This is a genomic window from Actibacterium mucosum KCTC 23349 (genome assembly GCF_000647975.1).
In the GTDB taxonomy this organism is placed as follows: domain Bacteria; phylum Pseudomonadota; class Alphaproteobacteria; order Rhodobacterales; family Rhodobacteraceae; genus Actibacterium; species Actibacterium mucosum.
Window position 1 is genome coordinate 25,423 of record NZ_JFKE01000003.1, and the last position, 18,589, is coordinate 44,011.

Genomic DNA, 18,589 nt, shown 5'->3' on the forward strand with positions numbered 1-18,589 from the left:
TCGGGGCGGTGTCCAGAGGCCGCGGGCAAAATTTTCACCCCTTTCGCGGATTTTCTGAAGTTGGCAAATCCGGGGTTTCGTCGGGGTCTTCCTCGCGCGCTGGGATGGCGTAGTCTTCGTTGAACCAGCGCCCCAGATCAATGTCGGCACAGCGTGCGGAACAGAATGGGCGAAAGGCGGGGTCAGTGGGTTTCTGACAAATCGGACAGGTCATTTGCGGCCCGCAAACAGCGGCAGGCGTTCGCGTTTTCGCTGCAGCTCAAAATTGCCAAGGGGGGTCCATCCGGCCAGGGTTGTATCCACGGAATCGGCACGGAACGCGGCGCGCAGGACTTGCTCCAACTGCCGGCGCTCTTTCTTCGGCATCGGGGCGAAATCGACGGTGATCTGGCCGCCGAGACCCCGAAGGCGCAGTTGCCGGGGCAGTTCACGCGCGGCGGCGATATTGGCTTTGAGACCTGCGGCAAGCGACGTGTCGGCGCCTGTATTCACATCTACTGCGATCATGGCACGGGTGGGCTCGACGATGATCGATCCGCCGCCGGGAAGCGATGCAACCGGCCCCTGCAAATCTTCGATATCGTCGGCAACGCCGCTGTCCTCAAACGCTCCGTCTGCATCCAGGATCTGATCCGGCGCAGGCTGTGCCCATTCGCGCCATGCGACCAGGTGGGCGTCAGCTGCTTCAACCAGCAGTTCTGGACCGCCTTCAGTGTCGGCGGTGACGGCCTCGGCCAACGCGCGGGTTTCGGCGATATCGTCGGCAATTTCGTCTGGATCGGCCTGGGCGCTGGCGGACCGCAGGATCGCGCCAAAGCTTGGATCAGCGCCCTGCATGCCGTCATGCAAGAGGGCCAGCAACGCGTCGCGCAGATCGTCATCGCGGATGGACCGGGAGACATTCAGGCCCGGTGCACCGGGCGTAAGGATCACGTGGCGGCTTTTGAACAGGACCTTCGTGGTCAGGGGGGGCGCCTTACCGGGTTCCGCATGGCCCGTAACCTGAACCAACAGCGTTTGCCCTTGCGAAACACCTTTGGGAGCGCGCAGAAACCCCTGCCCGTCTGGCAGGGTCACAAACATCCCTCCCTGCCCTTTCATTGGACGATCGGCGCGTGCCCGGAAGATCGCACCGGGTCCGGCTTCGTGGCCCTCGGGGTCAATCAACAGGTCTTCGAGACGACCATCTACGCGTAAAGCTGCCGCCGGGCGTCCATCTATGTGGTCAAGTACAACCTGACGCCCTTTCATGCCGCTACCTTTCGCAAGACGGGATAACCCGCACCTGTCAGCAGTTGGGCGCATTCTGCAAGTGGCAGGCCAACCACAGCGGAGAAAGAGCCGCTGATCCACGGAATAAACGCACCCGCAAGACCTTGGATTCCATAGGCGCCCGCTTTGCCCTTCCACTCGTCCGAGGCGATGTAGGCGGCAATGTCATCTTCGGACAGGCGCTTCATGCGCACCGATGTGACAACGTCACGCTCGCGGATCGTGTCGCCTTGACGGGTGGCAATGGCAGTGATCACATTGTGACGTCGACCGCTCATAAGCCGCAGAAAAGCGGCCGCCTCGGCTGCGTCTTCGGGTTTGCCAAGGATGCGCCGCCCGACGGCAACGGTGGTATCCCCGCACAGCACAAGTTCATCCGCCGTCGCTTGCACCGCGCGCACCTTTTCAACCGCCATCCGACGGCAATAGGGGCGTGGCAGTTCCCCCTTCATCGGGGTTTCGTCGATATCCGCAGGGCGCACATCATCCGGCACCACGCCGATTTGCGCCAACAGGTCGCGACGGCGCGGGCTGGCGGAACCAAGGACCAGCCGCATGGCGGGTTTACTTGAAGCGATAGTTGATCCGGCCTTTGCTCAGATCATAGGGCGACATTTCAACTTGCACCTTGTCGCCAGCCAGAACACGGATGCGGTTCTTGCGCATCTTGCCTGCCGTATGTGCGATGATCTCATGGCCGTTTTCCAGCTCGACCCTGAATGTCGCGTTCGGCAGGAGTTCCTTTACGACACCGGGAAATTCGAGCAGTTCTTCCTTGGCCATGGTCTCTCCTAAGTCAGCATGCCCCTTTTTGGGGCGTGGCCTTAAATGCGCCGCACAGCGCCGATTTTCAAGGGCAAAATGGCGGTTGGGGTGATCACTCTTCGTCAGGTGGTCCGAAACGGGCCAGCAGGCGTTCGGCAATTTGGTCCCGGGTCTGTCGAAACGCGTCCAACCGTGCCTCGCGGCTTTCGCCCAGTCCCGTGGGATCCAGAACAGGCCAGTATTCGACCTCAAGGTGAAACAGGCGCGTCAATTCCAGCGCATGGCGCTGGCTGGCCGGGGACAAGGCAATGACCAGATCAAAACCCGAAAGATCGTCGCCCCATTCCTGCATTTCTTCGAAGGACCGGGTGCGGTGACGTTCCAGCGCCACGCCAATCTCATCGCAAACAGAAATGGAAAAGCCATTTATTTCCAGATCGTTATGCACACCGACCGATTGAACATAAAAGCGGGTGCCATAGAATTTCTTGGCCATCCCCTCGGCCATGGGCGAGCGAACAGAATTGTGATCGCAGCAGAACAGAACCGAGGATGGCTGATCCGCGCCCACTGCCCTAGCCCCCGAAATGCAGCACGCAGATCAGGGTGAAGAGGCGCCGCGCGGTGTCGTAATCCACCTCGGCCTTACCCTCCAGCCGTTCCTGCAACACCCGCGCGCCTTCGTTGTGAATGCCGCGCCGCGCCATGTCGATCGCTTCGATCTTGGAGGGTGGCAGCTTTTTGACCGCCTCGAAATAGCTTTCGCAGATCTGGAAATAATCCTTCACCACCTGCCGAAACGGGCCCAGCGACAGGTGAAACTCGCCCACCAGATCCTCGTCTTCTTGCCGGATCACGAAGACCAGCCGCTTTTCTCGGATCGCCAGCAACAACCGGTAAGGGCCGGGCGGCACCGCCGCATCGGTGCGGTCTGGCAGGGCAAAGCTGTTTTCTTCCAGCAGATCAAAGATCGCCACCCGCCGCTCCTGTTCGATCTCGGGCGTTGGGGCGGGCAGCGCGCTGTCGTCAATCTGGACATCGATCAGTTTGGACATAGCCTACTCCGCGTTCAGTTTGCGCAGGCGCGCGGTGACAGACAGCCCGTGCGCCTGCAGGCTTTCGGATGCAGCCAGCGTTTCCACCGCCGGGCCGATAGCCTTGAGCGCGCCGGGGGTCATGCGGGCCATCGTGGTGCGCTTCATGAAGTCCAGCACCGACAGGCCCGAGCTGAACCGGGCCGAGCGCGCGGTGGGCAGCACGTGGTTGGGGCCGCCGACATAATCGCCCACGGCTTCGGGCGTGTATTGGCCCAGGAAGATCGCGCCCGCATGGGTGCATTTCGCAGCCAGCGCGTCGGGGTCGGCCACGCAAAGCTCCAGATGCTCAGGTGCGATGCGGTTGGACAGGGCGGCGGCCTCGTCCAGGTCGCGCACGGTGATCACCGCGCCATTGTCGCGCCAGCTGGCCCCGGCGATGGCGCGCCGCTCCAACACTTGCAATTGTGCGTCGACCTCTGCGGCCACGGCTTTGCCGAACGCGGCATCGGTGGTGATCAGCAGCGACTGCGCGCTTTCGTCATGCTCGGCCTGGCTGAGCAGGTCCAGCGCCAGAAACTCAGGGTCGTTGTCGGCATCGGCAATCACCAGGATCTCGGACGGGCCGGCGATCATGTCGATGCCCACCTTGCCGAACACGCGGCGCTTGGCGGCGGCGACAAAGGCGTTGCCGGGGCCGGTGATCTTGTCCACGGGCGCGACGGTTTCGGTGCCATAGGCCAGCGCGGCAATCGCCTGCGCGCCGCCGATACGATAGATCGTGTCGACCCCCGACAGCTGCGCGGCCAGCAGAACAAGCGGGTTCGCCACGCCGTCGGGTGTAGGCACGGCAATCGCCAGCCGCGCGACCCCCGCCACCTTGGCCGGGATCGCGTTCATCAGGACCGAGGACGGGTACGAGGCCAGCCCGCCAGGCACATAGAGCCCCGCCGCCGAGACCGGTGTCCAACGCCAGCCCAGAGTGGCGCCGGTATCGTCTGTCCAGCTTTCGTCGGTGGGCAATTGGCGGGTGTGATAGGCGCGAATGCGGTCGGCGGCCAGTTCCAGAGCGGCGCGATCTGCGGATGAAACCTTGGCGCATTCAGCGGCGATTTGTTCGGGTGAAAAGGCCAGGGTCTCGGCTGTCAGCTGCAGCCGGTCGAACTTCGCCGTCAACTCTAACACGGCCGCATCGCCACGAGCCCGCACATCAGCAATGATCCCCGCAACCACGTCGTCCACTTCGGGGCTGTCTTCGCGCTTGGCGCCAAGCAGGTCGGTAAAACGCGCCTCGAAATCAGAATCGGCTGTGTTCAGGAATTGGGGCATATCGGGCCTCGGCAGTACTTGTTACCGCTGCATAGCGGCTTGCACGCCGAAGGAAAAGCCGCGCGGCGCGTGACGGATCGACGCTCAGCCCGGATGGTTGGGCAATTTGCGCGACGGGGCCAAATAGGGGCGCGTCACGTCCTTCAGGGTGACCTCCAGGCAATCCACCTGCAACGCAACGCCGCCATCGCCCGACAACACCAGCTCAACCCGGCCACCGCAATCATTCTGTTCGTCGAAATTGATCGACAACAGTGACAGGACCATTTCCTTTTCGGACAGGTCCAAACCTGCAGTTTGAGCGGTTAGAACATCGTGAAATACCAAAAGCGATTGCACCCGCTCATAAGGGCGATTGCGGCGCTCGGCGGCGTTCTGATCTTCCCAGCGGAACCGGTTGAGCAACAGCGCAAACTGCCGTGTGTCACGCTGATAGGTCATCTCGGAAATCGGGAAAACCGCGTCCTGGCAAAGGGTCGAAATAACCTCCAGATCGTCGGCTGCCACCGCTCGTAATGCCAACGGGGCCTCGCCCCCATCTTCAAACCGCGCGTCTTCGACCATGTCAGTCCTTGATCCGTTCGATATGCGCACCAATCGCGCCCAGCTTTTCTTCCACACGTTCATAGCCGCGATCAAGATGATAAACGCGGCTGACGATGGTTTCTCCTTCGGCGGCCATGGCCGCAAGGATCAGCGAGACCGAGGCACGCAGGTCCGTTGCCATCACGGGCGCACCTTTCAGGCGTTCCACACCATGTACCGTTGCCGTGCCACCCTGCACGTCGATCCGTGCGCCCATGCGCGTCAGTTCGGGCGCGTGCATGAAACGGTTTTCAAATATCTTTTCTTCCAGAACGCTGGTACCCTCGGCGGTGCACATCAGCGCCATCATCTGCGCCTGCAGGTCGGTGGGAAAGCCGGGGAAAGGTTCGGTCACAACGTCCACGGCGTTCACCCGGCCGTTTTTGCGGCTGACCTTCAGGCCGCGCGCAGTCTCTTCAACGGCAACGCCGGCAGCGTCCAGTTTCTCGACAAATGCACCCACCAGATCCAAACGGCCGCCGATGCATTCGACCGCGCCGCCTGCGATCGCCGGGGCCAGCATATAGGTGCCCAGCTCGATCCGGTCGGCGACCACCTGGTGCGTAGCCCCATGCAGGCGGTCGACGCCCTCAATGGTGATCGTCGACGTTCCTTCACCGTCGATCTGCGCACCCATGGCCCGCAGACATTTGACCAGATCGACAATCTCGGGCTCGCGCGCCGCATTTTTCAGAACCGTGGTGCCCTTGGCAAGCGTTGCGGCCATTACCGTGTTCTCGGTCGCGCCGACCGAGGCAAAGCGCAGCTCGTGCACCGCACCTTTCAGCCCGCCTTTGGCCACCGCGTGCAGATATCCGTCTTTCAGCTCGATCTCGGCCCCCATGGCCTCCAGCGCCGAAATATGCAGGTCCATCGGGCGCGCACCAATGGCGCAGCCGCCGGGCAGAGACACAACCGCGTGCCCGTGCCGCGCCAACAACGGTCCCAACACCAGGTTCGAGGCGCGCATTTTGCGCACGATTTCGTAATCGGCGATGTGATTGTCCGCCCCGTGCGAAGACAAGGCCAGCACCTTGCCCTCTTGCATCTCTGTGGCCTCGGCCCCCAGCGATTGCAGCAACTGCGTCATGGTGCGGATATCGGACAGGCGTGGCGCGTTGGTCAGGGTCAGCGGTTCTTCGCTCAACAACGTTGCTGGCATCAACGCCAGACACGCGTTCTTGGCCCCCGCAATCGGAATTTCACCGTTCAGAGGGCCATTGCCCCGCACCAGAATCGAATCCATCTGCCCGCCTTTTATTCGTTATCCGAGTTTGCCCGCGCCTTGGCCTGTGCCTTGCGTCGCGCAAGGTTGGCCTTCAGGGCCGCTTTCAAACGGTCCTCGCGGCCGTCTTTGGCCTTTGGCGCTTTGGTTTTTTCGGGTTTTTCTGCCATGCGGTTTCATAACGCAGGCTTTGGGCATGGTCCAGCCATCAGACGGCTTCCGGCCAGCAGAGGGCCAGCCGAAAGCCAGATGCGTCATCAGCCCCGCTTGGTCAGCAGGATCGTCGATGCATCGAGGTCAAAAATGGTGTCGCGCACAGGAACCTGGGCCTGATACTCAGGATCGCCAGCCATGCCTTTCATCGACACTTCGGGGTTCTCGGTCTCCCAGAAGTTCACGACATCCGCTTCGACCGTACCACGCAAGGCTTTCATCGCGGTCAGCGGTACATCGCTGCGCACCAGCCCGTGACGGTCAAACACGGGCTTGACCGAGTCGAAATATGCAACGGCCTCGGCCGGGGTTTTGCCCGGTTTCAGCTTCAGGATATCCAGAATCAGAAACGTGCTCATGGGTGATTGATCTTTCCGTTCGGGGTGGTGATCGTCTGGCCACGCTGGGTCACGATGATCGTAGCCTTTTCCAGATCGAAAATTGCGTCGCGATCGGGCACCCATTCTGCCAGATAGGTCTCGTCCGAAAAGATACCCTTGAAGGCCGCGTCGGGGTTGTCAGTAACCCACAGGTTCACAACGTTGGCCGTCACGTCACCGCGCACTACGGCACCCACTTCCAACGCGCTGTCGCTGCGCTGAAAGTCGTATTTGGCAAAGATCGGCTCGACCCCTTTGAAATAGGCATAGGCCTGTTCCAGTGTTGCACCTTCTTTCAGCGGCAGGATGTCCAGCACCATAAAGGCCTTGCTGTCTGTGTCGCCTGCAAGGGCACCGGTGGCTGCAGTGATGGCCAAAGTGGCTGCTCCGGCAAGATTGGCCAGGAATTTGGTGAATTTCATTTTTGTCTCCATTCAACGCGCTTCGCCGTTTGTCGGCTTGCAACGGCAATGTACGCACCCCATTTTGTACATCAATGAACACAATTGCGGACGCGGATTGCAAAAATGAAACAAATGGACTGGGACGATCTGAAACTTTTTCTGGCCTTGGTACGTGCCGGGACCTTGCGCGAAGCAGCGGATATCGCGGGGGTCAGTTACTCGACCGTCGGTCGCCGGGTTGACGCGTTGGAAGGTGCAGCGGGCGTTGCCCTGTTTCAAAGATCGCGATCCCGGTACCACCTGACGCAAGCAGGCGAAGACGTCCTTTCGACCGCTGAAGAGATCGAGGAACAGGTGCTGGCCCTGCAACGCCGCACCTTTGGACAGGAACGCGCGCTGGAAGGTCCGGTGTCGATCAGCCTGCTGGACGCGCTGGCCGTCAGCCCGTTCATGCAGGCGCTGGTGGAATTCGCCGAGGCCCACCCGCTGATTACCCTGGACATCCGCGTTGGAAACAACCTGTCAGACCTGGATCGCGGACAAGCCGACCTGGCCCTTCGGTTTGGGGAAAAACAACGCCCACACCTGATCGGCCGCCGCCTGACAGAAACCGCCCGCGCGGTATATTGTGCGGCAGATTACGCCACCCGGCTAGAAAACGGCGCCGTCCCCGGCTGGATCTGCTTTACACCGCGCGGGACCCCTGCCCTTTGGAAACGCTCCACCCCATTCCCGAATGCCCGTGACGTTTGTTACATGTCCCATATGCCGGCACAGCTGCAGGCGTGCCGCATGGGGGCGGGGCTGGCCTCGTTGCCCTGTTTCCTTGGCGACAATGCACCGGGGCTGCGCCGCCTGACCGAACCCGATTTCCCAGCATTCCAGTCCCTGTGGCTGTTGCGCCACCCCGACACGCGCAACAACGCAAGGCTTCGGGTGCTGTCTGATTTTCTGGCCGTGCGGTCACGTGGCTTGGCCGACACACTGCGCGGCGAGGCCGGTCAAACCCTTCCTTTGGCCACCACCGCCATCGCACAGGGCGGGTGAAAATTTTGCCGAAAAAACCGATCAAACCGGGTTGCGCTGATTGCCAATTGGGTCTAATCAGCCGCCCACGGTACGCTGCTGTAGCTCAGAGGTAGAGCACTCCCTTGGTAAGGGAGAGGTCGAGAGTTCAATTCTCTCCAGCAGCACCATTTCAAATTTCTTTGGTGGGAATTCCCCCTAACCCTTTGAAGGGTAGTGGGGTTTGGGGTCTCAACCAGTCGGACTAAGAGTTCCAAGGTATTCTCATCAACAGCTTTGGCTTTTTGAGCCCAGCTTTCTCGATCTGCTTTGGCCATATCCAATCGACCATTCCAGGCAATCTTAAACATCGCAAACAATCATGTCGACCAACGGAGTGGGCGGCTAAGGGCTTTTCGGAGATCCTCGAAACCGTCTTTTAGGCGCGCGTGTGGGATCGACTTGTTTTTCCGGCCACCACCTCGGTGTCGGGATGCGTTGTGACCCACTTGTTCAACGTCGGCAGTCCGGCGCCCAATTCTGACAACACCTGCTTTCTTGTCAGCCCATTCGTCAACGCGATCTGCACCGCATCAGGCCCCGACAGGCCAAGATGCTCCGGAAACAGCTCGAACACGACACAGTTTACGATGTACGCAAAAGCCTGCATTGGGCCGAACGGTTGATTGAAGATCAAAGACCGGTGCAAATGACGCCTCGAAAGTGGTTTTGGTAGAGATCATCGAAATTATCATTGTCGGAATCAGATCCGCCTTGCCTTCCTGGGTCTAATTTCTTTCAAGTGCCAAGAATCACCCTATGAATTGAAAAGGAGATTCACATGAAATCCTCTAAGCTATTACCCGGGGCTATGGCCATATTGACGCTTTCAGCCTGTTATTCAGCCACCTCCGATGACTTTACCCCTGTAAGTTTGCCCTCCCACATCTCTGAAACAGCGCGCCAGCAGGTTAAGTACTCACTGAACGATCCTGACAGTGCACAGTTTCGGAATATACGAGGGTTTTCGTTCTCTGGGCCGGGTGGCGGATATGTGGTGTGTGGTGAAGTTAACGGCAGAAACCGAGTGGGTGGGTATGCAGGTTTTCAACCATTCCGCACAAATGTAGGAAACGCCCAATCATCTGGAAACGTTTATATCAACGATTTGCCCGCCGTTTCTCTGCCTTGCTAGCTAAATGAGTGCATGACAGCTTGCTCGTCAATGCCCGCGGGGGGGCGTTGCTGGCCTCCTTCGCCTATAGTGGCTTAAGGCAATGGCCTAGAAAGGCATTTGCTTGCAGCGCGTCAGACGTGCCGATTACGGAATCGAACTGGGAGTTCAAACCATCTCCTTTTTCTAGCGCACCATTTCTCAACCCAGGCTCTGCAAGACTGCCCAAGTCCTAGATGGAAGCGCAGCTTCGATGGGTTGCGATCCGGTTTTCAGAGGGAATTTGAGTGGCTCAATGAATGCCATGCCGTGCCCTGCTCGAGACAACCGAGCAGAGCATAGTTTTTGAAATGACAGATACTTGAGGGTAAGCGAAGCGCGGGCTCGCAGCCCCTCCCCCGTTTTCGGGTCATCCCTCTGGCCGGGTTCCGTGCCACGCGTTGGTTAACAGTTCGGTCAACGCGTTCCGTTCCAGCGCGCGCGGGTTGAAATAGGGGTTTTCCAACGTAAAGGCGATTGCCCGGTCAATACCGTCTTGTGGCATGCCGATGTCGCGTAATGCGGTGGGAACGCCCCCATTTCTGGCAATGTCGTACAGCGCGCCCGCCGGCGTGGCCGTGCCCGTTGCCCGCTTCAATGCGTCCATTGCCTGTGGAATGACTGGGGCGTTGTAGGCCAGCGCATGCGGCAACACGATCGTGTGGGTTTCGGCATGGGGCAGCCCGAAAGACCCACCCAGAACATGGCAAAGCTTGTGATGCAGCGCGATTCCACCCGAACCCAGACAAACCGCACACAGCCACGCCCCGTAAAGCGCATCAGACCGCACGCCGATATCCTGCGGCGCAGCCTGAACGCGGTTCAGCGCGTCCACCATCTTGGCAATGCCGTCTTCGGCCATCATCGACAGAACCGGGTTCGTCTGCTCGGCATAAAGCGCCTCAACCGCGTGGGCGATGGCGTTCATACCGCTGGTGAAGGTCATTTGCGCAGGCAGCGTCAAAGTGAAGTCGACATCGTAGATCACGGTTTCGGGCAAAACGCGCAGCGTGCGCTGCGTCGTTTTCTTACCGTTTTCGGTTTGCCCGAGGATTGGTGTCATTTCTGACCCGGCATAGCTTGTCGGAACCACCACCTGCGGCGCATCGTTGCGCAGGGCGATGGCCTTGCCCAACCCGATGGTTGACCCACCGCCGATGGAAACGATCCCGTCCGCATTCCTGTCCGCAAACGCGGCCATGGCGGCGTCGGTCACGTCGGATGGGGTGTGCATGGCCGCCTCGGAAAAAACACCGGCCGAAACCCCGGCCAAAAGGTCTGAAACCTGATGGCCCTGCTTGGCCTGTCCCGGTGTTGTCAGCACCAGCGCCCGGGAGATCCCCAGTGCCGCAACCTCATCTGGTAATTGTGAGATGGTGCCTTGGCCAAAAACCACACGCGCAGGCAAACCGGTATAAGTGAATGGGTGCATGAGTCCTCACGGATTTTCGTCGCTCTCCAGACGTTATCCCGGCACGAAGCATTACTGTCCAATATCGATGCCTCGCCGCCTTGATACCACTACGGTATCAAGCCCGAGGGCGTGCAGCCCGGCAAGATGCCTAAACGGTATCAATTTCATGGTAAAACAGTATTGGAAAGTATGGCGTGAGCACGTCAGACCTGTCGGGAGAGCATTCGATAGGAGGACTCACGTGACACTCGGCCTGTTGCCCCGCATGACGCCCAAAACCATTGCCGACATGCGTGTATATGCCTTGTTGGATTCCGTGGGGCCAACGCGACGCCCGGGCGACCTGTTAAAGGATTTGCCCCCAGACACGGTGCAAGCCAACCGCGATTGGTTGGTGCCTGACTATGTAACACCGGACACCGGGCTGATGGTGATGGCCTATACCTCGTATCTGATCATCTTGGGCGAAATGACCATCCTGGTGGATTGCGCAGTGGGCGAGGATGGCAACTATCCCACGCGGTCGGACTGGCATCTGGGCAAATCCAATTGGCTGAACCATCTGGGGCAGGCAGGTCTTGCACCCGAGGACATCGACATCGTGTTCCTCACGCATCTGCACGTGGACCACACCGGTTGGCTGACGCGCAAAACCGCCGATGGTTGGGTCCCAACCTTTCCCAATGCGCAACACCTGACACACGCGGCCGAACTGGACTATTGGCCCAACCGCCATGCCGAGTTCGGCTTTATGTCCACATCGCTGCCCGACAGTGTGATGCCGGTGATCGATGGCGGTTTGGTTAAAACCGTTGACCCTGAAACCGAGCTGGCACCGGGGTTGTTTGTGACGGATCTGGCCGGCCATTCGCCGGGAATGATGGGGTTGGAACTCCGTGACGGAACGCGCGTTCTGGCCAGTTTTGTCGCCGACCTGATGCACCACCCGATCCAGATGGCCGCGCCGCAATGCGCAACGGTTTTCTGCTTTGATACGGATGCGGCAATCGCAACGCGCCGCGCCAAGCTGGCACAATACGCCGCAGACGAAACTTTGATGTTCTGCAACCACTTTCCCGGTGAAAGCGCCGGATTGGCGCTGCCCAAGGGGTCCGGATACCGGTTCCAACCAGTGAAGTGACCGTGCGAAACCATCAAACCAAAACGGTGTAGAACTCTGTTTTCTTTTGGCATTCCAACACGCTTCCGAAAACCGGCAATGCCTGCACCCATTGTGCCATCAAGGACCACAACCCATGCCCGACACCGTTAAGGCCCCAAACGCGCGCCCCCGCGCAACCGGCACGTTGTGCCGTCGTGATCTGCAAGCGCGCGCCAACGCTACGTTGAAAACACTTGGCCTGAGCCGCGGCGACAGCGACAGCGCGCCGGACGGCGCACATACGATGGTGTCGGAGTTTGAAATCGGGTTGGTGATGTCACGCGATGTGTTGCCACCGCGTCAGCGGTTTATCATCTGGCTGGCCGCGGCCTGTGTCCATGGCGCGACAGACCGGGTTGCGTGGTTGGCCGAGGGTGCAAAAGACGGCAACCTGAACGTCCAAGAAATCGCCGAGGTGTTCTTGCAATGCAGCCTTTACGCGGGGTTTGCCAAGGCGCAGGCGGCCTTGGCAGCAGCCGGGGTGGCCAATGTGCATCTGGAAGACACTGACCGCAGCACCGACATCACCCAACGATCTGAACAGATGCGGCAAACGCTGCACGGACAGCGACGCAACGAGGGCTATTCTGATCCCGCCCTCGAACACATGAATGAACTGTACCAGATCGCGTCGTCCTTTGGTTACGGCGTGATCTGGCCCCGCCCGGGGCTTTCCCTGCGTGATCGGCTGGTTTGCGCGGTTGCGTCGCTGTCTTGTCTGCCGTCGGCCTCTGCCTCGCTACAAAAATTCTGCAAAACAGCGCGCGATCACGGGTTCGAAGGCTCAGAAGTCGCCGAGATCGTGATTCAGACCGCACCGTATGGTGGCTTTCCGGCCAGCTTTGCCGCGATGCAATCCACAATCGATGCCCTGGGCGTCGACCTCACTTGAACACCACCATCAGAAGGATAATACCGTGCCACAGACGCTTGTCCCCGGCCAACCGGTTCCCGATCTTGTCTTTTCCACGTTGGATGGAAACGGGTTTGACCTGTCGAAGTCGAACGCCGGTTACCTGACGCTGATTGAGGTGTACCGCGGCCTGCACTGCCCTCGTTGTCACCGGCACCTGCTGGCTTTGGCCGGCCTTTTGCCCCGTTTCGCCGATCGCGGGATCGAGGTTGTTGCCGTTTCCACCGACCCCGAAGACCGTGCCCGGGCGGCACATGAAAAATGGGGGTTGGGACAGTTGAACCTTGGTTTCGGCCTGACCGAAGACCAGGCGCGGCGGTGGGGATTGTTCATGTCCAATCCGATCACGCCCAATGAACCCCGCCCCTTCGCAGAACCGGGAACCTTCTTTGTTCGGCCCGACGGGGTGTTGTTTGCGGCCTCGCTGGGCACAACGCCGTTCGCCAGATCACATTGGCCCGATTGGCTGGAAGGGTTGGACGCTGCAAAGGCGCGCAACTATCCCCCACGCGGCGACCGGCCCTGAACCAGACATTCGGCATAACAAAAGCCGCCGCGAACGGTTCGCGGCGGCTCTTTTTTTTCGTGCTGAAATGGCCTTACTCGGCGGCCATGGCCACTGCGGGTTCAAGGGCGAAGTTGACCTCCATCACCCGAACGCCGTTCTCGATCAGCTCGGGGACGACAAGATCCAGGTGGTCGGTATCGCAGCAATCGTCACCCACCCAGTCACCGCCTTCGAAATAGGCCTGGTTTACAACGTCACGCTGACCGTCGGCGCGCGCCCAGAAATGGATATGCGCCGGGCGCCAGGAATGGCGTTCCAGGTATTTCTCAAGCAACAGGCCGGTCGGGCCGCTGTTCGGAATTTGGTAAGGCACCGGCAATTTTGACGAAACACTGTAGGACCCGTCGGCGCCAGTGATGACGCGCCCGCGATAGAACTTGGGATCGATGTTATCGTGAATGCCCGAATACAAGCCATCAGGCGTGGAATGCCACATGTCCAGCGTTGCACCGGCAATTGGATTGCCATCCAGATCGGTAATGCGTCCGCGAATGATCATATCGGGTGCGCCGGCATCTTCGGGACGATGGGGCAATTTGTCTGTGACCACGTTGTACGCATCTGCACCCAGGTAATACGGTCCCTGGATATCGGCCTTTGTGCCCTTGCGGGTGGCGTTTTCGATGTCCACCACGGTGGCATTAAAGAAGGCGTCGACCAATACCGGCAGCTCGCCGGTTTCCTGAACGTTGATCAGGAATTGCATTGCTGCGCCATAGTCCTGAAACGTCACATCGTGTTTCTTCATGACGTCACGGATGGCCTCGACCAGATCCGGGACCACCTGCTGAACTCTTGCTGACATGGGCTCTCCTCTCCTAGCTAGCGCGTCAGGCGGAAAGCTAGCGCAGGGTGCAAAATACCTTCCAATACTTTATAACCCCGCCCTTCATACCGGTTTGGCATAGAGGCGCAGGCCATGGAACGACATCCAGCAATCCGGTTAGTCCGGTGCCAGAGCGTCCAGAAACACACGCAACACCGGGGCCACGTAGCCCGCCGAGTAAATGCAACTGGTCCCAATGACCGTATCGTCGTCTTCAATGGGAATATAGCGCAGGCCGGGATAGTTCACGTTGGTGATCGAGTTGGGCACCAAGGTACAAAAACCGCCGCTGGACACCATGCAAAGGGCCGCAATCGAGTCGCCCACAAAATCGGCCACATCGATCTCGTACCCGGCAGAGCGGAAGATCGACATGATCTCGTCGGTCAGATTGGGCCGGTCGCCCGACGGGTAGGCCACGATGGCGTTATTCGCCAGGTCGGCCAGCCGAACGGTGGCCTGATCCGCGATCGGGTTGTTGACAGGCACCGCGGCCACAAGCCGTTCACCGGTCAGGTGCTGAATCGTGATCCCCGGCGTTTCGGCAAAGTAGCGCCCGAACCCGATATGGATGCGCCCCTCACGAATGGCGTTGGCCTGTTCGGCCTTGTTCATCTGGGTCAGTGACAAGGAAATCTGTGGGTTCATTGCCTTCAGGCGTTGCAGCGCCCATGGTACAATTTGATAGATGGTCGCACCAAAATACCCGATGTCCAACCGCCCAATTTCGCCGCGGTCAGCGGCCTGAACGCGATCAACTGCGTTGCGAGTATTGGCCAACACGGTTTGCGCGTCACGCAGGAACACTTCGCCCGCATCCGTCAGGGTCACGCCGAAAGGCGTCCGGCGAAACAGCTTGGTGCCAAGCTCCTGCTCCAGTGCCTGTATCTGCCGACTGACCGGAGGTTGCGAGACATTCAGGCGTATCGCCGCGCGGCCGATATTGCCCTCCTCGGCCACTGCCACGAAATACTTTAGCTGCCGAAACTCCATGGCCCAAACATACCGCGCCGCGTCGCGGAGGCAATGGCGAAGGTTGCCGATGGTTGGCGCGGCTTATGCTCGTAAAGAGGACGAAGGACAGCGGGATCGCAGCCGTCCCCCCATCTGCTGCACGCATTTTCGCGCCGCACAACCGTGTAGGATACGCGGCGTTTTATGGGGCTGCCGGAAATTGGCGGAATCCGAGGGGTATTTGTCCTAACGGTCAGCGCTGATTGCCGCTAATTTCTGACTATGATCAAAGTACCCACATATCAGCCAAACCAAAAAGGCCGCCGCGTTCTGATGGTTGTCTACGATGACGCCCATGTTCTTGACGTTGTCGGCCCGCTGGAAGTGATGAACGGCGCGGCATTCTTCCTGCCAGACGAAACCAAGCCCTATTCCGTTTCCGTTGTCGCAGCCAAAGCCGGCAGCGTGAAAACCACGTCCTCCCTGGCCCTGATCGCGGATCAGTCCTATGCCGACGCACTGGCCGATCCCGAGCCGATCGACACGTTGATCGTCAGTGGTGGCGTGGGCACGATGGCAGCCCTCAAAGACAACGAGCTTTTGGCCTTTGTTCAAAAGGCCGCGGCGCGTTCCCGGCGGATTGTATCGATTTGTACCGGCGCACTTATCCTGGCCGAGGTCGGGCTATTGGAGGGCAAACGCGCCAGCACCCACTGGTTCTGGAGCCCGATCCTTGAGAAACGATATCCTCAGGTGAAAATCGAAAGCGACGCCATCTACGTCCAGGACGGAAATATCTGGACCTCGGCCGGTATTACGGCAGGGATGGATCTTGCCCTTGCCCTGGTGGAAGAGGATTGGGGGCACGATATCGCCCTGAACGTAGCCCGCCTGAATGTCATGTACATGATCCGCCCCGGTGGGCAGTCGCAGTTCAGTGCGCATCTGGTTGCCGAGAAAGCCGAAGATCCCGCAATCCACGACGTGATGCAGTACATCCTGAAAACACCGTCGGACCCGTTGACTGTCACCGCTCTGGCGGCCCGCGCGGGGTTGTCTGAACGCACCTTTGCCCGCCGATTTAAGGAAGAAACCGGCCTGACACCCGCCGCCTATGTCGAAACCTCGCGTGTTCAGGCGGCGCGTGTTCACTTGGAAACGACCTCTGACGGCATTGAACAGATTGCCCTGCAAGCCGGTTTTCAGAATGCCGAACGAATGCGACGGGCCTTTCAACGCCATGTGGGTGTTTCGGCGTCAGAGTATCGCGAGCGTTTCCAAAAAACGTTGGTCGAAGCCGACAACATTCGCGACGGCCCCGCCTAGAACTGCAACCCAACATTTGACCAAACATTTTTTTCAGCCCAACGCCTGAGACAGCTTTTCGAGCGCGATAGCTCTTTGCCAAAACGCGGGGAAACGACTTTGAATGCAATGACTTACAGCCCCAGCAAGCCACACCATAAACCGCCCTGCGGCGCGCTGCCGCCCCTTTATTGAACCGGAGGACATAATGCACGATCTAATAAACAATAGAGCCTGCCGCTTCGTTGCCTTGCACGAACTTCTGACGGGTGTCCTTTGCGAAACCGGCGAACGCGTTGCGCAAAGAGCATTTGCGCCCAAGGCCCAGAGCATGGCGCCACAATCACTTCGTGCGCGGTTTCCACAGGATCTGTTGCACAGCCTTCAGGCCTGCGAGGGCCATATTCAAAAGGTGCCAACCAGATGATGTCCGTTTCACTTGCCAGAAAACCGGTGGCTTCAATGCTTGATTTTTCGTCCAACCAAACAGGTTTGCCGCGGAACACACGTTGCGTGGCATGGGTAGGATTGACCGCCATGCTGGGTGTCATTTTGGCATCCCCTTCCCACGCCCATGTCCGTTGGTTTGTGGCAAACGATGCGCTGCAGCAACATGTGATCGAACCCTTTCGCCTGTTCGAGCCCGCTGTCCTGATCTGGATCGCAATTGCGGCGGTTCTTGTGGCCATTGCCATAGTGCTTGATCTCAAACTGCCGACGCCCCCAATCGCGCCAACCAAGATCCGGCATGACGTCATGGAATTGATGCGCATCCTTACCGGCATGTCCCTGTTGCTGACGGCCTATGACGGTGGGTTGATCGCTCCGCACTTGCAGGCAACGGGATACCTGGGGGGATCACTGCTGTTCCTGCAGGCCGGTATCGGCATCCTGTTGCTCAGCAATCACTTCCTGCATCACGCAGCCCTGCTGATGTTGCTGATGTATGTTGGCCTTTTGACCCAATTCGGCGTGGTGCGCACGATCGAATACATCAATTTCGTCGGCATCGCGCTGTTCACGCTGTTCAACTACTTTCCGAACGAAGACCTGCGCACCCGGCTGAAACCATATTCGGTTGATGTGCTGCGGATTTTCACGGGTCTGTCTCTGATGATCCTGGGCTATTTTGAGAAGCTGCACCCGGCTGCTTTGGGGCAGGTCTTTATCGCGGATTTTTCCTGGAATTTCATGCCGCTGGTCGGGTTTGACTGGTTCGACGACCGCCTGTTTGTTCTGTCTGCTGGGGTCATGGAAATCGTGTTTGGCCTGATCCTTGTTCTTGGCGTTGTCACGCGACTGAACATTCTGGCCGTGGCCGGGCTTATGCTGTGTTCGAACCTTGTTTTCATCCTTCAGCAAAACAAAGACGCCGCGCTGATGGAGTTCATTGGACACCTACCGATCATCGCTACGGCGCTTATCCTGCTTTTGCTGGGATATGGCCAACGGTTGAAGGTTACGACGGTCTTTTCGTCGCGCGCGCAGCGTGCCGTGACGGGTCTGACCAACGCGTGAAGGAGCAAACCAATGAGCTTTCGCAATCCTGTATCCGTAAGACCAAGTACCATCCTGTACGTGGCATTGTTTTCCGCAATGATCGGCGTGGTTGCGGCCCCGGTTGTGAACCAACCCTTTGGCGGCACGCAACCCGACATGCAGGCGCATCACGCCACGTTGCATGGCAAGGTTGAAGCTGACCCAGACAACCCACCCAAGGTGGCTTTGCGGGTTGAGGCCGACGCTCTGTCAGGCTGGAACGTTTACGTGGACGCGCAGAATTTTACCTTTGCACCGCAGAATGTGAACCAAGCCAATATCGCAAATGAAGGGCACGCACATCTCTACCTGAACGGTGCCAAGGTTGCGCGTCTTTACGGGCCTGCATTCCACTTGTCCAACGTTCCCAAAGGCCATAATGTCGTCACGGTCAGCCTGAACGCCAATGATCATTCCGATCTCACCGTTTTGGGCGAACCAATCTTTGCTCAAGTCGCTTTCGAACAAGAATAGTTTTTTAAT

Annotated in this window: 24 protein-coding genes and 1 tRNA gene; 8 read left to right on the forward strand and 17 right to left on the reverse strand. The window is 59.1% G+C overall.

What is annotated here, in order from left to right; genetic code table 11:
- Nucleotides 1-34 precede the first annotated feature (34 nt).
- The 12 genes from ACMU_RS06630 to ACMU_RS06680 all read right to left on the reverse strand — a co-directional run bounded on the left by ACMU_RS06630 (nucleotide 35) and on the right by ACMU_RS06680 (nucleotide 7,225).
- A complete protein-coding gene (locus tag ACMU_RS06630; RefSeq protein WP_035257717.1) occupies nucleotides 35-214 on the reverse strand; it encodes a DNA gyrase inhibitor YacG in 180 nt (59 codons plus the stop codon).
- Nucleotides 211-1,251 (reverse strand): ribonuclease E/G, encoded by a 1,041-nt coding sequence (locus tag ACMU_RS06635; RefSeq protein ID WP_035257719.1) that lies wholly within the window; start codon nucleotides 1,249-1,251, stop codon nucleotides 211-213. The genes ACMU_RS06630 and ACMU_RS06635 overlap by 4 nt, the downstream gene beginning before the upstream one ends.
- Entirely contained in the window at nucleotides 1,248-1,829 is a 582-nt protein-coding gene (locus ACMU_RS06640; RefSeq protein ID WP_035257727.1) for a Maf family protein, read from the reverse strand. Before ACMU_RS06640 ends, ACMU_RS06635 begins: the two co-directional genes overlap by 4 nt.
- 7 nt (nucleotides 1,830-1,836) lie before the next feature.
- Complete coding sequence (gene infA, locus ACMU_RS06645; RefSeq protein WP_035257729.1) at nucleotides 1,837-2,055, reverse strand: translation initiation factor IF-1; 219 nt, start codon at nucleotides 2,053-2,055, stop codon at nucleotides 1,837-1,839.
- A 94-nt stretch (nucleotides 2,056-2,149) separates the two neighbouring features.
- The gene (locus ACMU_RS06650) at nucleotides 2,150-2,608 is read right to left on the reverse strand and encodes an arsenate-mycothiol transferase ArsC (RefSeq protein WP_035257731.1); all 459 of its coding nucleotides are present in this window, start codon (nucleotides 2,606-2,608) and stop codon (nucleotides 2,150-2,152) included.
- A 4-nt stretch (nucleotides 2,609-2,612) separates the two neighbouring features.
- Entirely contained in the window at nucleotides 2,613-3,092 is a 480-nt protein-coding gene (locus ACMU_RS06655) for a UPF0262 family protein (RefSeq protein WP_035257733.1), read from the reverse strand.
- Between the two features lie 3 nt (nucleotides 3,093-3,095).
- Nucleotides 3,096-4,400, reverse strand: coding sequence for a histidinol dehydrogenase (gene hisD, locus ACMU_RS06660; RefSeq protein ID WP_035257735.1), 1,305 nt, complete (start codon nucleotides 4,398-4,400; stop codon nucleotides 3,096-3,098).
- A gap of 84 nt (nucleotides 4,401-4,484) precedes the next feature.
- A complete protein-coding gene (locus tag ACMU_RS06665; protein ID WP_035257739.1) occupies nucleotides 4,485-4,964 on the reverse strand; it encodes a DUF2948 family protein in 480 nt (159 codons plus the stop codon).
- 1 nt (nucleotide 4,965) lies between these two features.
- Nucleotides 4,966-6,231 (reverse strand): UDP-N-acetylglucosamine 1-carboxyvinyltransferase, encoded by a 1,266-nt coding sequence (gene murA, locus ACMU_RS06670; RefSeq protein ID WP_035257742.1) that lies wholly within the window; start codon nucleotides 6,229-6,231, stop codon nucleotides 4,966-4,968.
- 11 nt (nucleotides 6,232-6,242) lie between these two features.
- Nucleotides 6,243-6,380: a hypothetical protein gene (locus ACMU_RS19570; protein ID WP_169737931.1), complete on the reverse strand. Its 138-nt coding sequence runs from the start codon at nucleotides 6,378-6,380 to the stop codon at nucleotides 6,243-6,245.
- A gap of 87 nt (nucleotides 6,381-6,467) precedes the next feature.
- Entirely contained in the window at nucleotides 6,468-6,782 is a 315-nt protein-coding gene (locus tag ACMU_RS06675; RefSeq protein WP_035257745.1) for a hypothetical protein, read from the reverse strand.
- Complete coding sequence (locus tag ACMU_RS06680) at nucleotides 6,779-7,225, reverse strand: hypothetical protein (protein WP_152544541.1); 447 nt, start codon at nucleotides 7,223-7,225, stop codon at nucleotides 6,779-6,781. Before ACMU_RS06680 ends, ACMU_RS06675 begins: the two co-directional genes overlap by 4 nt.
- 114 nt (nucleotides 7,226-7,339) lie before the next feature.
- Between ACMU_RS06680 and ACMU_RS06685 the strand changes: the two genes are divergently transcribed.
- On the forward strand, nucleotides 7,340-8,254 hold the full coding sequence (locus ACMU_RS06685) for a LysR family transcriptional regulator (RefSeq protein WP_161635629.1): 915 nt from the start codon (nucleotides 7,340-7,342) through the stop codon (nucleotides 8,252-8,254).
- Nucleotides 8,255-8,328: 74 nt separating this feature from the next.
- Nucleotides 8,329-8,403: transfer RNA gene (locus ACMU_RS06690), tRNA-Thr, on the forward strand.
- Nucleotides 8,404-8,651: 248 nt separating this feature from the next.
- Here the strand turns inward: ACMU_RS06690 and ACMU_RS06695 are convergent.
- Together ACMU_RS06695 and ACMU_RS06705 are read right to left on the reverse strand one after the other, a co-directional pair.
- Entirely contained in the window at nucleotides 8,652-8,882 is a 231-nt protein-coding gene (locus ACMU_RS06695) for a hypothetical protein (RefSeq protein WP_152544542.1), read from the reverse strand.
- A 913-nt stretch (nucleotides 8,883-9,795) separates the two neighbouring features.
- On the reverse strand, nucleotides 9,796-10,857 hold the full coding sequence (locus ACMU_RS06705) for a maleylacetate reductase (protein ID WP_035257751.1): 1,062 nt from the start codon (nucleotides 10,855-10,857) through the stop codon (nucleotides 9,796-9,798).
- A gap of 223 nt (nucleotides 10,858-11,080) precedes the next feature.
- Here ACMU_RS06705 and ACMU_RS06710 point away from each other — a divergent pair, with 223 nt between their 5' ends.
- The 3 genes from ACMU_RS06710 to ACMU_RS06720 all read left to right on the forward strand — a co-directional run bounded on the left by ACMU_RS06710 (nucleotide 11,081) and on the right by ACMU_RS06720 (nucleotide 13,440).
- Nucleotides 11,081-11,980 carry an MBL fold metallo-hydrolase gene (locus ACMU_RS06710; protein ID WP_161635630.1) on the forward strand — a complete coding sequence of 300 codons (900 nt, stop codon included), beginning with the start codon at nucleotides 11,081-11,083 and terminating at the stop codon, nucleotides 11,978-11,980.
- 115 nt (nucleotides 11,981-12,095) lie between these two features.
- The gene (locus ACMU_RS18675) at nucleotides 12,096-12,893 is read left to right on the forward strand and encodes a carboxymuconolactone decarboxylase family protein (protein WP_051588097.1); all 798 of its coding nucleotides are present in this window, start codon (nucleotides 12,096-12,098) and stop codon (nucleotides 12,891-12,893) included.
- A 25-nt stretch (nucleotides 12,894-12,918) separates the two neighbouring features.
- Nucleotides 12,919-13,440, forward strand: coding sequence for a redoxin domain-containing protein (locus ACMU_RS06720; protein ID WP_035258654.1), 522 nt, complete (start codon nucleotides 12,919-12,921; stop codon nucleotides 13,438-13,440).
- Between the two features lie 73 nt (nucleotides 13,441-13,513).
- Here the strand turns inward: ACMU_RS06720 and ACMU_RS06725 are convergent, their stop codons facing one another.
- A complete protein-coding gene (locus tag ACMU_RS06725) occupies nucleotides 13,514-14,287 on the reverse strand; it encodes a dioxygenase family protein (protein ID WP_035257753.1) in 774 nt (257 codons plus the stop codon).
- A gap of 138 nt (nucleotides 14,288-14,425) precedes the next feature.
- Nucleotides 14,426-15,301 (reverse strand): LysR family transcriptional regulator, encoded by an 876-nt coding sequence (locus ACMU_RS06730; RefSeq protein ID WP_035257756.1) that lies wholly within the window; start codon nucleotides 15,299-15,301, stop codon nucleotides 14,426-14,428.
- 243 nt (nucleotides 15,302-15,544) lie between these two features.
- Here ACMU_RS06730 and ACMU_RS06735 point away from each other — a divergent pair, with 243 nt between their 5' ends.
- Nucleotides 15,545-16,588: a GlxA family transcriptional regulator gene (locus ACMU_RS06735; protein WP_236626215.1), complete on the forward strand. Its 1,044-nt coding sequence runs from the start codon at nucleotides 15,545-15,547 to the stop codon at nucleotides 16,586-16,588.
- Between the two features lie 167 nt (nucleotides 16,589-16,755).
- Here ACMU_RS06735 and ACMU_RS19245 read toward each other — a convergent pair whose 3' ends face one another.
- Entirely contained in the window at nucleotides 16,756-17,118 is a 363-nt protein-coding gene (locus ACMU_RS19245) for a hypothetical protein (protein ID WP_152544543.1), read from the reverse strand.
- A 37-nt stretch (nucleotides 17,119-17,155) separates the two neighbouring features.
- Here ACMU_RS19245 and ACMU_RS06740 point away from each other — a divergent pair, with 37 nt between their 5' ends.
- A complete protein-coding gene (locus ACMU_RS06740; protein WP_152544544.1) occupies nucleotides 17,156-18,085 on the forward strand; it encodes a DoxX family membrane protein in 930 nt (309 codons plus the stop codon).
- A 12-nt stretch (nucleotides 18,086-18,097) separates the two neighbouring features.
- Nucleotides 18,098-18,580: a hypothetical protein gene (locus ACMU_RS06745; protein WP_152544545.1), complete on the forward strand. Its 483-nt coding sequence runs from the start codon at nucleotides 18,098-18,100 to the stop codon at nucleotides 18,578-18,580.
- Nucleotides 18,581-18,589: the final 9 nt, after the last annotated feature.